The organism is Enterobacter sp. BIDMC 26, assembly GCF_000534435.1.
Classification (GTDB): domain Bacteria; phylum Pseudomonadota; class Gammaproteobacteria; order Enterobacterales; family Enterobacteriaceae; genus Enterobacter; species Enterobacter ludwigii.
Genome location: NZ_KI973182.1, coordinates 2,298,844 through 2,313,699 on the forward strand (window position 1 = coordinate 2,298,844; position 14,856 = coordinate 2,313,699).

Here is a 14,856-nt window from a genome sequence, read left to right on the forward strand (position 1 = left end):
TTAGCGGACGTATTACAAAAAACGGACAACGTTTCCCTTCCTGGTGATAAAAAAGCAAAATCGTTCCCATTCTTTTGAAAAAAATGGAAAGAGATTGATGTCATACGGAGGCGATATTAAATGTTCTTACGTGGGAAAGCATGCGTTGAACAGTCCATTTGCGAAGTGAGAAGGTATTTTCAGAATTGATTAATGAAATAATAAATATTGGAAATATCAAACTCGGGAAATATTGGCTGTAGTGATACTGCACGCGTCATTACGACTACACAAAACCGTCCACTTTTGTTACATTTTTTTTCAAACACACCATGCTTTGGTACTTAAAATGGACCGTCTGCCTCGCGTTCCATGAACCCGCAGACGAAAAGTATCTGTAACGATATCACTGGAGAAAAAATGGCTAAGCGTAAATTGCTGCTTCTGGGTGTATTACTGTCTCTGGCGGGTTCCGCGTTTTCTGCCCCGCAAACCGCCGCTGCACCATCAGGCATTAAAGCCTATGAGGAACAAGAGTTCATCGCTGATTTCACCAAATTCAAGATTGGCGACACCGCACCGGCGCAGTATCAAACGCCTGAGTACACCATTAAACAGTACCAGCTGCGTAACCTGCCGGCCCCGGATGCGGGTACCCACTGGACCTATATGGGCGAGAACTACGTCCTGATTGGCGATGCAGATGGCAAAATCTACAAAGCCTACAATGGAGATATCTTCTATCACCGCTAATGACATTTTAATCCGGCCCTGGCAGGAGAGCGATCGCCCCTTTTTGCGAACACTCTATCTCCACGCGCGGCGCGAGGCCTGGCCATGGCTGGACGGTTCCGAGTGGCAGCTTGAAGACTTTGACGCGGCAACCCGCGATGAAGTGATTTGGGTGGCCGTTCAGGACGGGCATCGACTGGGTTTTGCTTCGGTGTGGACGAACGACAATTTCCTGCACAATCTGTTTGTCGATCCGCAGTATCAAGGTCTGGGCGTCGGTCATTTGCTCCTTGAACAGGTGCAAAACGCGTTCACCAGTACGGGTTCGCTGAAGTGTCTGGTAAAGAATGACAGGGCTGTTGCCTTTTACCAGCGCCATGGCTGGCATATTGAAGCGAAGGGTGACTCGCCGGAAGGCGAGTACTTTTTAATGCATTACGTACAGCGTTAAACGCGGGTGACGCTTCGCTGAGCCGGCCTACAACACGTTATTTCCTTAGGCCGGGTCAGGCGCAAACGCCGCCCGGCAATTCAGACTAAAGCACTCACACCGCGCGAAACGCAATTTCACTCGGGATGACTTCGCCCTGCCAGTAAAGCTGCGCCGCAACGCGCCCCGCCAGCTGTCGATACATCTCTGCAAATTCACTGTCCGGACGGCTGACGACCGTCGGCTTCCCGCTGTCCAGATCTTCACGCAGCGAGATGTGCAGCGGCATCTGCCCAAGCAGTTGGGTGTGATACTGCGCAGCCAGTTTTTCTGCCCCACCGGTGCCAAAGATAGGCTCATGGTGTCCGCAGTTGCTGCAGATATGCATGCTCATGTTCTCGACAATACCCAGCACCGGCACGTCCACTTTCTCGAACATCACGATGCCTTTTTTGGCGTCGATCAGCGCAATGTCCTGCGGGGTGGTCACCACGACCGCTCCCGTGACCGGAATGTTTTGCGCCAGCGTCAGCTGAATGTCACCGGTGCCCGGCGGCATATCCAGCACCAGATAATCCAGATCGGGCCACATTGTCTCCTGCAGCATCTGCATCAGCGCTTTGCTGGCCATCGGGCCACGCCATACCATGGCGTTATCGTCAGTTACCAGATAACCAATGGAGTTGGTTGCCAGACCGTGGGCCATGATCGGTGCCATGTGCGTGCCATCCGGCGAGGTTGGGCGCTGGTTTTCCGCGCCCAGCATGTTAGGCACAGACGGTCCGTAAATATCGGCGTCCAGAATACCGACTTTCGCCCCTTCGGCTGCCAGCGCGAGCGCCAGGTTTACCGCCGTGGAGGATTTACCCACACCACCCTTCCCTGAACTGACGGCAATGATGTTTTTCACGCCGTTAACGCCCGGGTGGTTTTTCACACGCTTGAGGGTGGCGATGCTGTGGGTCAGCTTCCAGTCAATGGCTTTCGCGCCGGTAATGCGCAGCAGCTCAGAGCTGGTTTGCTCTTTCAGCGCGTCGAACGCGCTGGTCCAGACGAAGGGCATCTGCAACTCGATGTGCAGCGTATCGTCCAGCCATGCGACATGGTGTAACGCTTTCAGCGTGGTGAGATTGTGCTTCAGGGTTGGATGCTGAAAGTTAGCCAGCGTCCCGGCGACCATTGCTCTTAAGGCTTCCGGTGATTTGGCCTGGGATTGAGAACTCATCCCGACTCCTTTGTTCTTGTGAATAAGACCTTAGATGAACAAGTTTACCTGAAAGGCCGTGGTTTGTGCTTACTTAATAATGCCCCTTTTGGTAATATCAAAAACCCTTTTCACAGTTAAAAGAAGTAATGCCTACTATGACTCAAGTCGCGAAGAAAATTCTGGTAACGTGCGCACTGCCGTACGCCAACGGCTCAATCCACCTCGGCCACATGCTGGAGCATATCCAGGCTGATGTCTGGGTCCGTTACCAGCGAATGCGCGGCCACGAGGTTAACTTCATCTGTGCGGACGATGCCCACGGCACGCCGATCATGCTGAAAGCGCAGCAGTTGGGGATCTCCCCAGAGCAGATGATTGCCGAAATGAGTCAGGAGCATCAGACCGATTTTGCGGGCTTTGACATCAGCTATGACAACTATCACTCCACGCACAGCGACGAAAACCGTGAGCTGTCGGAGCTGATCTACTCTCGCCTGAAAGAGAACGGTTTTATTAAAAACCGCACCATCTCTCAGCTGTACGATCCGGAAAAAGGAATGTTCCTGCCGGACCGCTTTGTCAAAGGTACCTGCCCGAAATGTAAATCACCGGATCAGTATGGCGATAACTGCGAAGTGTGCGGCGCAACCTACAGCCCGACCGAGCTTATCGATCCGAAATCTGTTGTTTCGGGTGCCACACCGGTAATGCGTGATTCCGAGCACTTCTTCTTCGACCTGCCGTCCTTCAGCGAAATGCTGCAGGCGTGGACCCGCAGCGGTGCGCTGCAGGAGCAGGTCGCGAATAAAATGCAGGAGTGGTTCGAATCCGGTCTGCAGCAGTGGGATATATCCCGCGATGCACCGTACTTCGGTTTCGAAATTCCGAACGCACCGGGTAAATACTTCTACGTCTGGCTGGATGCGCCAATCGGGTACATGGGTTCCTTCAAGAACCTGTGCGACAAGCGCGGCGACACCGTCAGCTTTGACGAATACTGGAAGAAAGATTCCGACGCCGAGCTGTATCACTTTATCGGCAAAGACATTGTTTACTTCCACAGCCTGTTCTGGCCGGCGATGCTGGAAGGCAGTAACTTCCGTAAACCAACCAACCTGTTTGTGCACGGCTATGTGACGGTCAACGGCGCGAAGATGTCCAAATCTCGCGGTACGTTCATCAAAGCCAGCACCTGGCTGAACCACTTCGACGCGGACAGCCTGCGTTACTACTACACGGCGAAGCTCTCTTCCCGCATCGACGATATCGACCTGAACCTGGAAGATTTCGTGCAGCGCGTGAACGCCGACATCGTCAACAAAGTCGTGAACCTGGCTTCCCGTAACGCAGGCTTTATCGCCAAGCGTTTCGACGGCGTACTGTCTGCCGAACTGGCCGATCCTGAGCTGTACAAAACCTTCACCGACGCCGCCGCGGCGGTTGGCGAAGCCTGGGAAAGCCGTGAGTTCGGTAAAGCGATTCGTGAAATCATGGCGCTGGCTGACGTGGCTAACCGCTACGTTGACGAGCAGGCACCGTGGGTTGTCGCGAAACAGGAAGGCCGCGACGCCGACCTGCAGGCGATCTGCACCATGGGCCTGAACATGTTCCGCGTGCTGATGACTTGGCTGAAGCCGGTACTGCCACAGCTGGCCTCCCGCGCTGAAGCGTTCCTCAACACCGAGCTGACCTGGGATGCTATCCAGCAGCCGCTGCTCGGCCACAAGGTGAATACCTTCAAGGCGCTGTACAACCGCATCGAGATGAAGCAGGTAGAATCCCTGGTGGAAGCGTCTAAAGAAGAGGTGAAGGCTGCCGCTGCGCCGGTGACTGGCCCGCTGGCAGACGATCCGATTCAGGAGACCATTACCTTTGATGATTTCGCCAAGGTCGATCTGCGTGTCGCACTGATTGAAAACGCGGAATTTGTCGAAGGCTCGGACAAACTGCTGCGCCTGACGCTGGATCTGGGCGGTGAGAAGCGTAACGTCTTCTCCGGTATCCGTTCTGCCTATCCTGATCCGCAGGTGCTGATTGGCCGTCAGACCGTGATGGTCGCCAACCTGGCACCGCGCAAAATGCGCTTCGGCATCTCGGAAGGCATGGTGATGGCGGCAGGTCCTGGCGGGAAAGATATCTTCCTGTTAAGCCCTGATGAAGGCGCCAAACCAGGTCAGCAGGTGAAATAATAAAAAAGCCGGAGATAATCTCCGGCTTTTTTTTGCCTCTTCATCCTTCACGCCCCGGTACCACTCACGGCTTAGCGTGATGCACCCGGTGAGTCAGTCCGCGTAAAAAATAACGCAAAAACTGGTCGCCGCACTCGCGGTAGTTCTTATGGTCCGGCGCACGCATCATGGCGGTGATCTCCGGCATCGACACGCGGTGCTTCTGCTCTGTCATAATCGCCAGAATGTCGTCTGTTTTCAGTGAAAACGCGATGCGCAGCTTTTTCAGCACCGTGTTGTTATTCACCCGACGCTCAAGCGCCAGTTCTGGTGCTGAGTCATCTTTCCCGCGCTTGTCGTAGATGAGGCCGTTCAGGAAGCCAGACAGGATAATGTCAGGGCAGCGAACAAACCCCTCTTCATCCTCTTTTGTCATCCAGGTGTCGAAACCGGCAGAGGTGGACTCCATGCCAGCAAGCGCAAGAATGCGCACCATATCGTTATTGTTTGCTTTCAGGGTGTAGCGCAGGCTACGGAGAATATCATTACTGAGCATGGGTGCCTTTAACTTAACTGTCGATGATGCAATGGGGCGCAGTGTACCAGTTTTACAGGCCGATCGCCTCTTTCAAACTCTTAAGGTAGCGGCGACTGACGGGGACGGTTTGCCCGGCACGCAGCACCAGCTCTGCCTGTCCGTTGTCTTCCAGCCGGATCTCTTTCAGGTGCGCCATGTTCACCAGATACTGGCGATGGCAACGAACGAGCGGCGTTCGGCTCTCCAGCGTCCGCAGCGTCAGCTCGGTAAAGCCTTCGTTCCCCTCCGCGCTGGTAACAAATACGCCGCTCAAACGGCTGCTGACAAACGCCACATCGTCCATCTGCAGAAGGTAAATCCGACTGTGGCCGGTGCAGGGGATAAATTTCAGCGGCTGCTGGTTTTCCGGCAACAGCGTGACATCCTGCACGGTGCGCTCCTGGCGCAAACGGCTGAGGGTCTTTTCAAGACGCTTCTCTTCAATCGGTTTCAGTAAATAATCGAATGCGTGCTCCTCAAAGGCTTTGACGGCGTATTCATCGAAGGCGGTCAAAAACACAATGTAGGGGCGATGCTCCGGGTCGAGCATTCCGACCATCTCCAGGCCGCTAATTCGGGGCATCTGAATGTCGAGGAACAGCACGTCCGGGCGCAGTTTGTGCACGGCGCCAATGGCCTCAATGGCGTTTGCGCACTCCCCCACAATCTCAATGTCAGGCTGCTCCTGCAACAGAACGCGCAGGTTTTCCCGTGCTAACGGCTCATCATCCACAATCAGCACTCTTAGCATGCGTTTTCCTCCAGCGGCAGTCGTAACGTAATACGGGTGAATCGGTCGGGCTCACAGGCAATGGTAATGCCACAGTCATCACCAAAGTGCGCGCGCAGGCGTTTATCCACCAGGCTCATCCCTAATCCGCCTGAGGTGGAAGGCACGTAAAGCCCGGCGTTATCTTCAATATCCAGCACCAGGTGATGGTTAAAGCGACTGGCGGAAATGGTGATCTCCCCAATCCCCAACAGCTGTGACGTACCGTGTTTAATGGCGTTTTCCACAATAGGCTGCAGGGTAAAGGCCGGAAGATGCTGATACGCCAGCTCATCCGGGACGGATAACGACACCTGCAGACGAGTCTGGAAGCGGGCCTGCTCAATCTGCAGGTAGGCATTAACGTGTTCTATTTCATCGGCCAGGGTCACAATCTCGGACGGACGTTTAAGGTTTTTGCGGAAAAACGTCGACAGGAACTGAACCAGCTGCGCGGCCTGATCGCTGTCGCGGCGGATCACCGCTTTGAGCGTATTAAGCGCATTGAACAGGAAATGCGGATTCACCTGAGCGTGCAGGAGTTTAATTTCGGATTGCGTCAGCAACGCTTTCTGACGCTCATACTGCCCGGCGAGGATCTGCGCGGAGAGCAGCTGAGCAATGCCCTCTCCCAGCGTACGGTTGATAGAGCTGAACAGACGGTTTTTCGCTTCATAAAGCTTGATGGTGCCCATTACCCGCTGGTTTTCCCCGCGCAGCGGAATGACCAGCGTGGAGCCCAGTTTGCACTGCGGGTGCAGCGAACAGCGGTAAGGAACTTCGTTGCCGTCGGCATACACCACTTCGCCGGTTTCAATGGCGCGCAGCGTATAGGCGGAGGAGATCGGTTTCCCGGGCAGATGGTGATCGTCGCCCGTGCCGGTAAAAGCCAGCAACCGTTCACGGTCGGTTATCGCCACCGCGCCGATATCCAGCTCCTTATAAAGCACCTGCGCCACCTTCATGCTGTTCTCTTCGTTAAAGCCCTGACGCAGGATCCCCTCCGTCGAGGCGGCGACCTTCAGGGCCGTCGCGGAAAACGCCGAGGTGTACTTCTCAAACATGGCGCGCTTGTCGAGCAAAATACGCATAAACAGCGCAGCACCGACGGTATTCGTCACCATCATCGGGGCGGCGATATTGCTCACCAGATGGAGCGCATCGTCAAACGGCCGGGCAATCAGCAAGATGATGGCCATTTGCGCCATTTCAGCGACAAAGGTGATCGCCCCGGCGGTGAGCGGGCTAAAGACTTTATCCGGACGACCGCGCTTAATCATGTAGCTGTGAACCAGTCCGCCGAGCAGCCCTTCGACGATCGTTGAGATCATACAGCTTAGCGCCGTCATGCCGCCCATCGAATACCGATGCAGGCCACCGGTTAATCCGACCAGCCCACCGACCACAGGGCCGCCAAGCAGCCCGCCCATCACGGCACCGATGGCTCGCGTATTGGCAATGGAGTCTTCGATATGGAGACCAAAATAGGTTCCCATAATGCAGAAAATAGAGAAGGTCACGTAGCAGAGCAGCTTGTGCGGCAGGCGTACGGTAACTTGCATCAGCGGAATGAACAGACGCGTTTTACTCATCAACCAGGCGATGACAAGAAACACGCACATCTGCTGAAGCAACAGCAGCACCAGATTAAACTCGTACATACTCAAAACCGCACACCCTCAAAACGCGTAACATACACTGCTGGCGGTAAACTTTCTTTGAAGCGCGGCAAAAAAGCTGCAATTCGTGCCCGGCATCACACCTTTTGCCGAACCTAACGCCTGCTTCGCATTATTCGTGCAAAAAACAACCATTTCTTCCTGGTTCAGTAAACAGGGACTACAGTTAAGCTGGGGACGCGTAAGCCAGGGGGCGAATATGGCGCTTTACACAATCGGTGAAGTGGCACTCCTTTGTGATATCAATCCCGTCACGCTACGGGCATGGCAGCGACGGTATGGATTACTCAAACCGCAGAGAACGGACGGAGGCCATCGTCTCTTCAACGATGCCGATATCGACCGGATCCGCGAGATCAAAAGCTGGATCGATAACGGTGTGCAGGTTGGCAAAGTGAAATCCCTGCTCAGCCATGACGATCCTGACACGCAGCTTCTCTGGCGCGAACAACAGGAAACGTTGCTGCGCCTTCTGCAGGCGGGCAATCTGCAGCGCCTGCGCGCATGGATAAAAGAGCAAGGGCGCGATTATCCTGCGCAAACGCTGATTACGCATCTTTTCATCCCGCTCCGTCGACGCCTGCAGTGTCAGCAGACCACCCTGCAGGCGCTGCTGAGTATGCTCGACGGCGTCCTGATCAACTATATTGCCGTCTGCCTTGCCTCGGCGAAGAACAAGCACGGAAAAGACGCGCTGGTGGTCGGCTGGAACGTGCACGATACTACTCGTCTGTGGCTGGAGGCCTGGATTGCCACCCAGAATGGCTGGCGCGTTGACGTCCTTGTGCACTCGCTGGCGCAATTTCGCCCTGAATTGTTCGACGGCCAGACCCTGCTGGTCTGGTGCGGAGAAGTGCCTTCCGCCTCGCAGCAACAGCTGATGACGGAATGGCGTGAACATGGCTACCCGGTTTACTCGCTTGGCCCGGAAGAGCCGTAACGGCATTTAATGGTTCATTAACAGCTGCGCTTCACCGTATAATTGTTCCGTTAACAACAGGAGCACATGATGAAGGCAACCAAACTGGCCGTAATTACCCTTTTTGTTCTGATGGCCGTAAGCGGTATCGGCGGCGTGATGCTGGCCGGGTATTCGTTTATTGTTCGTGGCGGTGTCGGCTGAGATACTGCGCCAGACGCTCAAAAACGCGATCGACGACGATTGCCGCCAGCGCGACCAGCAACGCCCCCTGCACAATATAGGCCGTATTGAACCCGCTTAAGCCGATGATAATCGGCGTTCCCAGGGTGTTGGCCCCCACCGTCGACGCAATGGTCGCCGTCCCGATATTGATGATCACCGACGTACGGATCCCGGCAAGGATGACCGGTGCCGCCAGGGGGAGTTCAACTTTGCGCAGCCGCTCTGCATGACTCATCCCCATCCCTTCAGCGACGCTCAGTACCGACGCAGGTACCGCCGCAATACCGGCCAGCGTACCCTGCAGAATGGGCAACACACCGTATAAAATCAGCGCAATGATGGCCGGTTGCTGACCAAAACCCATCACCGGCACTGCAATCGCCAGCACCGCCACCGGCGGAAACGTCTGGCCAATCGCCGCAATGGTCTCCACCAGCGGGCGAAACTCCCGTCCCGCGGGCCGCGTGACCGCGATGCCCGCCCCCACGCCCAGTACAATAGCGATGGCACTTGAGAGCACCACCAGCCAGAGATGGGCCAGGGCAAGATTAATAAAACTCTCCTGCTGATACACCGGGCGCGGCAAGTCGGGGAAGAGTGTGCTAAACAGCGCCGCGCTGTGCGGCATCAGCAACAGCAAAGCGAGAAAGAGCACGACCAGCCAGAGCAGCGGATCACGAAGAGCCTTCACGTGTCACCTCCCCTGCCAGCAGATCGCGAAAATGCAGGGTGCCACTTGGCGCGCCCCGGGCATCCGCAACGGGCAACACTTCACACTGACGGGCAACAAACGCCGAAAGCGCATCCCGCAAGCTCATCTGTTCCTGCAGAGGCTCGCCACGCACCGTCGCGTCCTGTCGACGCATATAGTCGCTGACCGTACGCAGCGAGAGCAGCCTGACGCCCAGCTCGCTGCGGCCAAAAAACTCACGCACAAAATCGTTTTTCGGCCAAGTCAGCAGCTCAAGCGGCGTCCCCTGCTGCACCACCTCGCCATGGTCCATCAGCACCAGATGGTCGGCCAGACGCAGCGCCTCATCAATATCGTGCGTCACAAGAATGATTGTTCGCCCCAGAATGCGATGAATGCGGGTCATTTCCGCCTGCAGTGCGGCGCGCGTGACCGGATCCAGCGCGCCGAAGGGTTCATCCATCAGTAACACCTGCGGATTGGCCGCCAGCGCACGCGCCACGCCCACCCGCTGCTGCTGGCCTCCGGAAAGCTGGTGCGGGTAGCGGTCACGCAGCGCAGGTTCTAACCCGAGCAGAGACATCAGTTCATCAACCCGGTCGGCAGTTTTTGCCCGCGACCATTTCTCCAGCTGCAGCACGGTGGCGATGTTCTGCGCGACCGTCCAGTGCGGAAACAGGCCGATGGACTGGATGGCATACCCCATACGACGACGCAGTTCCAGCACAGGCAGGCTGCGGATCTCTTCTCCGGCAAAGCGGATCAGACCGCTGTCATGCTCAACCAGGCGGTTAATCATCTTCAGGGTGGTGGATTTTCCCGATCCCGATGTGCCAATCAGCACGGAAAATGCGCCCTCGGCAAAATTCAGATTGAGATGGCTTGCCGCCGGACGACCCGCAAAGGTTTTACTGACATCGTGAAATTCAATCATTGGCTCTTCTCCTGAGCAGCGCGAGCCATAAGGCAAACAGCGCGTCGATGACAACCGCCAGCGCAATCGTGGGCACCACGCCCAATAACACCAGGTCCAGGGCGCTACTCAACAGCCCCTGGAAAACCAGCGCGCCAAAGCCGCCCGCGCCAATCAGCGCCGCAATCACCGCCATACCAACGGTTTGCACCGCCACCACCCGCAGGCTGCGCAGCAGCAGGGGCAAAGCCAGCGGCAGCTGGATCTTCCAGAAACATTGTCTCGCGCTCATCCCCATTGCATGGGCACTTTCCAGCACGTCCGGCGCGACCTGGCTCAGCCCGGCCACCACGCCGCGCACCAGCGGCAGCAGCGCATAGAGCACCAGCGCGATAAGGGCTGGCGTTAAACCGGTTCCGGCGATCCCCATCGTTCCCAGCACCGGGAACGACTTCACCAGCCCGGCCAGCGGAGCAATCAACAGGCCAAACAGAGCGACGGACGGGATGGTCTGAATCACATTCAGTACGGCAAACACCCCACCCTGACGTGAAGGGTGGCGATAGCACCACATACCCAGCGGTATGCCGAGCAGTAAGGCCGGGATCAGGGTGCCGAAGAGGATCGTGAGGTGTTGCGCCAGGGCGTCATTAAACACCTCCTGACGGTTGGCGTACTCTTTTAACAGCGAGAGATTATTCAGCTCACCGCTAAACAGCAGCAGCAATGGAATACACCATATCTGGGCATTGAGTATCCAGCGCCAGACGGATGTTGAGATAAGACGGCGAATAGCATCGCTGCAGGCCAGCAGACACAGCGCCAGCCAGAGCCACAAACCGCTACCCACAGAGGTTCTTGCCAGCGGACTTTCCGCCGAGGTCATGTGCGTTGCTGCAAGCCCGCCTCCCCAGAATAAGGCGATAAACAGCCCTTCACAAAGCAGCAGCGTCAGCCACTGAGCCGTGCGTCCTTGCCAGAGCGACAACGCAACCCACGCGCCCAGTGCCGTCACCAGTAACCACGGCGTAAATGACCAGACCTGCCAGAGCGAGCGACTCTCCCCCGACATCAGGCGATTCGGGGCCACATTCACAAACGGTAACGCGACCGCCGCGATGGCCACACAGGCCAACAGCAGCAGTACGCGGTTATGACATTTTATTGGCACAGCCCTGTCCTGTTACTTCACAAGCCCTTGTTGTTTCAGGAAATCGGCGGCCACTTTTTTGGCATCCAGTCCCTCAACGGCAATGCTGGCATTCAGCTGTTGCAGCGTTTTTGCATCCAGCTTTTCGAAGACCGGTTTGAGCCATTCAGCAATATCCGGGTACGCTTTAAGTACCGCTTCCCGCACGACAGGTGCCGGGGCGTATATCGGCTGGACGCCTTTTGGATCGGTTAAGGTTTGCAGGCCAAGCGCCGCGACCGGGCCGTCGGTGCCGTAAGCCATCGCCGCATTAACACCCGACGTTTGCTGCGCAGCGGCTTTGATGGTCACCGCGGTATCACCGCCCGCCAGAGAGAGCAGCTGGGCCTGATCCAGTTTGAAATCATAGGCTTTTTCAAACGCCGGCAGCGCATCCGGACGCTCAATAAACTCAGCGGAAGCCGCAAGCTTAAAGTCACCCTTCTCTTTCAGGTAGCGACTCAAATCCGCAAGCGAGGTCAGCTTTCCTTTCTCCGCCACGTCCTTGCGCACCGCGATGGTCCAGGTATTGTTGGCCGGCGCCGGCGTCAGCCAGACCAGCTTATTTTGCTCAGCGTCGAGTTTTTTGACTTTTTCATACCCGGCTTTGGCATTTTTCCACGCCGGATCGTTTTCATCTTTGAAGAAGAACGCGCCGTTGCCGGTGTATTCCGGGTAGATATCCAGCTCGCCGGAGGTAATCGCGCCGCGCACCACAGGCGTGGTTCCCAGCTGGACTTTATTGACGGTTTTAACACCGTGGCTTTCCAGTACCTGCAGAATAATGTTACCGAGCAGCGCACCTTCGGTATCTATCTTGGAACCCACTTTTACCGGTTCTGCCGCCTGTAATGGCAGACTCAGCGCCGCCAGTAACACCGCTGAACCCAACATCCCCTTTGCAATCGTCATTCCACTGTCCTCATTTTTTTGCTGCCTTTTTCAGAGGCTTGAGAGAAAAGCGTAGCTTAAAACGGCGGAATTAACCGTCAAAATGCCTTTTTAACATAAGGTAAGACGCATCCCCCGCAAAGCGGGGGATGCAAGGGAGGGAAACGTCAGAGCAGCTCGAACTCGCCTTTATTAACGCGGGCGGAATCGACCCCGATAAAGACGTTAAACTTGCCTGGCTCCGCATCATATTTCATCTGCTGGTTCCAGAACTTCAGCGCATCCACGTCGATGGGGAAGCTGATGGTTTTGGTTTCGCCCGGCTTCAGGTTGACCTTCTCGAAGCCACGCAGCTGTTTCACCGGACGGCTCATGGAGGCGGTCACATCCTGGACGTACATCTGAATGACCGTTGCCCCTTCGCGTTTACCGGTGTTGCTCACCTCGACGCTTGCGGTAACTTTGCCGTCACGCTTCAGGGTCGGCGCAGACATTTTGACGTCAGAAACCTTGAAGGTGGTGTAGCTCAGACCGTAACCAAACGGATACAGCGGGCCGTTCGCTTCATCGAAGTAACGGGAGGTGTACTTATTCGGTTTGTCGGCGTTGTACGGACGGCCGGTATTCAGGTGGCTGTAGTAAACCGGGATCTGCCCGACCGAGCGCGGGAAGGACATTGGCAGCTTGCCTGACGGGTTGTAATCGCCAAACAGCACGTCGGCAATCGCGTTACCGCCTTCAGTACCGGCGAACCAGGTTTCCAGGATCGCGTCGGCCTGCTGGTCTTCTTTAACCAGCGCCAGCGGACGACCGTTCATCAGCACCAGCACCAGCGGCTTGCCGGTCGCCTTCAGGGCGGCAATCAGATCGCGCTGGCTTTGCGGAATGGTGATGTCGGTACGGCTGGAGGCCTCATGCGCCATTCCCTGCGCTTCACCCACTACCGCGACAACCACGTCAGATTGCTTAGCGGTGTTCACCGCTTCATCAATCATCTCTTTCGGCGAACGCGGATCGACCTTCACCGCCTCTTCGTACTGATTGAGGAAGGTGACAATGTCTTTATCGTTGGTGACGTTCGCCCCTTTGGCGTAAACCACTTTCGCATTCTCACCCACGGCGTTCTTGATACCGGTCAGCACCGTGACGGACTGATCGGCCACCCCCGCTGCAGACCAGCTTCCCATCACGTCGCGCTTGCTGTCAGCCAGCGGGCCCACCACGGCAATGGTGCCGGATTTCTTCAGCGGCAGCGTGTCGAGGCGGTTTTTCAGCAGCACCAGACTTTCGCGTGCCACATCGCGGGCCTCTTTACGGTGCAGACGGCTTTCCGCGTTGGTGTCTACCGGGTCAGAATCTTTCGGCCCCAGGTGGCTGTACGGGTCGTTAAACAGCCCCATGTCATATTTCACGTTCAGCACGTGGCGCGTGGCGTCATCCAGCTCCGCCATGGTCACCTTACCGCTCTTCACCAGCCCCGGCAGGTATTTGCTGTAGTACTCATCGCTCATGCTCATGTTGATGCCTGACTTGAGCGCCACGCGTACCGCGTCTTCCGGATCGGAGGCGGTACCGTGCTTAATGAGCTCTTTAATGGCGCCGTGGTCAGAAACGGTGATGCCCTTAAAGCCCCACTGGTCACGCAGAACGTCTTTCAGCAGCCACGAATCGGAGGTCGCCGGCGTGCCGTTGAGGGAGTTCAGCGCCACCATCACCGCGCCGCTGCCGGCATCCAGCCCCGCTTTGTACGGTGGCATGTAGTCGTTGAACAGCCGCTGCGGGCTCATATCCACGGTGTTGTACTCTTTACCCCCTTCCACGGCGCCATAGGCCGCGAAGTGTTTGACGCTGGTCATCACCGCGTAGCGATCTGCCGGGCTCTTACCCTGCATCGCTTCCACCATGGTTTTCCCCATCGTGGCTGTTAAATAGGTATCTTCACCGAACCCTTCTGAGCCGCGGCCCCAGCGCGGATCGCGGGAGACGTCCACCATCGGTGCCCAGGTCATATTCAGACCATCATCCGCCGCTTCATAGGCGGAAACGCGCCCCACGGTTTTCACCGCATCAAGGTTAAAGGACGATGCCAGACCAAGGCTAATCGGGAAGACGGTACGCTGACCGTGCACCACGTCATAGGCGAAGAACAGCGGAATTTTCAGGCGGCTGAGTTCCATCACCTGATCCTGCATTTTGCGGATATCCGGGCGGGTGACGGTGTTAAAAATAGCCCCGACCTGCCCGTCTTTGATCATCTCGCGGATGGCCTCTTTCGGGTTATCCGGGCCGACGCTGATAAGACGCAACTGGCCAATTTTCTCATCGACCGTCATTTTCTTGAGCAATTCCGTGACAAACGCGTCCCGGGCTTCAGGCGTGAGCGGGTGATTGCCAAACAAATCCTCTGCCAGCGCAGGTTGCAGCGCCAGGCTGACGGCGACACCTACAGAACATAGCCATTTCATGTCGTTTTACTCTCTCATCAAT

The 14,856-nt window shown here is 56.3% G+C and carries 14 protein-coding genes; 5 read left to right on the forward strand and 9 right to left on the reverse strand.

Annotated features, from left to right (window positions below; translation table 11 throughout):
• Positions 1-399 precede the first annotated feature (399 nt).
• Positions 400-732 (forward strand): RcnB family protein, encoded by a 333-nt coding sequence (locus L462_RS12560; RefSeq protein ID WP_008500887.1) that lies wholly within the window; start codon positions 400-402, stop codon positions 730-732.
• Entirely contained in the window at positions 707-1,162 is a 456-nt protein-coding gene (locus L462_RS12555; protein ID WP_014170875.1) for a GNAT family N-acetyltransferase, read from the forward strand. Before L462_RS12560 ends, L462_RS12555 begins: the two co-directional genes overlap by 26 nt.
• Positions 1,163-1,256: 94 nt before the next feature.
• On the opposite strand, the gene apbC is transcribed toward L462_RS12555, so the two are convergent.
• Positions 1,257-2,366: an iron-sulfur cluster carrier protein ApbC gene (gene apbC, locus L462_RS12550; RefSeq protein WP_020883218.1), complete on the reverse strand. Its 1,110-nt coding sequence runs from the start codon at positions 2,364-2,366 to the stop codon at positions 1,257-1,259.
• A 137-nt stretch (positions 2,367-2,503) separates the two neighbouring features.
• On the opposite strand from apbC, the gene metG reads away from it, so the two are divergent.
• A complete protein-coding gene (gene metG, locus L462_RS12545; protein ID WP_020883217.1) occupies positions 2,504-4,537 on the forward strand; it encodes a methionine--tRNA ligase in 2,034 nt (677 codons plus the stop codon).
• Positions 4,538-4,601: 64 nt separating this feature from the next.
• On the opposite strand, the gene L462_RS12540 is transcribed toward metG, so the two are convergent.
• Genes L462_RS12540 through L462_RS12530 form a run of 3 tightly spaced genes read right to left on the reverse strand, consistent with a single transcriptional unit; the run spans position 4,602 to position 7,523 of the window.
• Positions 4,602-5,072, reverse strand: a complete 471-nt coding sequence (locus L462_RS12540; protein ID WP_014170878.1) for a YehS family protein — start codon at positions 5,070-5,072, stop codon at positions 4,602-4,604.
• Positions 5,073-5,124: 52 nt separating this feature from the next.
• Positions 5,125-5,844, reverse strand: coding sequence for a two-component system response regulator BtsR (gene btsR / locus L462_RS12535; RefSeq protein WP_020883216.1), 720 nt, complete (start codon positions 5,842-5,844; stop codon positions 5,125-5,127).
• Positions 5,838-7,523, reverse strand: a complete 1,686-nt coding sequence (locus L462_RS12530; protein ID WP_032678563.1) for a sensor histidine kinase — start codon at positions 7,521-7,523, stop codon at positions 5,838-5,840. The genes btsR and L462_RS12530 overlap by 7 nt, the downstream gene beginning before the upstream one ends.
• A 217-nt stretch (positions 7,524-7,740) precedes the next feature.
• On the opposite strand from L462_RS12530, the gene mlrA reads away from it, so the two are divergent.
• Entirely contained in the window at positions 7,741-8,481 is a 741-nt protein-coding gene (gene mlrA / locus L462_RS12525; RefSeq protein WP_020883214.1) for an HTH-type transcriptional regulator MlrA, read from the forward strand.
• 69 nt (positions 8,482-8,550) lie between these two features.
• Positions 8,551-8,664 (forward strand): protein YohO, encoded by a 114-nt coding sequence (locus L462_RS24385; RefSeq protein WP_010433613.1) that lies wholly within the window; start codon positions 8,551-8,553, stop codon positions 8,662-8,664.
• Here the strand turns inward: L462_RS24385 and L462_RS12520 are convergent.
• The 5 genes from L462_RS12520 to bglX form a co-directional block, all read right to left on the reverse strand.
• A complete protein-coding gene (locus tag L462_RS12520) occupies positions 8,639-9,376 on the reverse strand; it encodes an ABC transporter permease (protein ID WP_032678564.1) in 738 nt (245 codons plus the stop codon). The genes L462_RS24385 and L462_RS12520 overlap by 26 nt on opposite strands.
• Positions 9,360-10,310: an ABC transporter ATP-binding protein gene (locus L462_RS12515; protein WP_032678565.1), complete on the reverse strand. Its 951-nt coding sequence runs from the start codon at positions 10,308-10,310 to the stop codon at positions 9,360-9,362. Before L462_RS12515 ends, L462_RS12520 begins: the two co-directional genes overlap by 17 nt.
• Positions 10,303-11,460 carry an ABC transporter permease gene (locus tag L462_RS12510; protein WP_025203650.1) on the reverse strand — a complete coding sequence of 386 codons (1,158 nt, stop codon included), beginning with the start codon at positions 11,458-11,460 and terminating at the stop codon, positions 10,303-10,305. The genes L462_RS12515 and L462_RS12510 overlap by 8 nt, the downstream gene beginning before the upstream one ends.
• A 12-nt stretch (positions 11,461-11,472) precedes the next feature.
• A complete protein-coding gene (locus L462_RS12505) occupies positions 11,473-12,390 on the reverse strand; it encodes a glycine betaine ABC transporter substrate-binding protein OsmF (RefSeq protein WP_014170886.1) in 918 nt (305 codons plus the stop codon).
• 146 nt (positions 12,391-12,536) lie between these two features.
• On the reverse strand, positions 12,537-14,834 hold the full coding sequence (gene bglX / locus L462_RS12500) for a beta-glucosidase BglX (protein WP_032678566.1): 2,298 nt from the start codon (positions 14,832-14,834) through the stop codon (positions 12,537-12,539).
• Positions 14,835-14,856 lie beyond the last annotated feature (22 nt).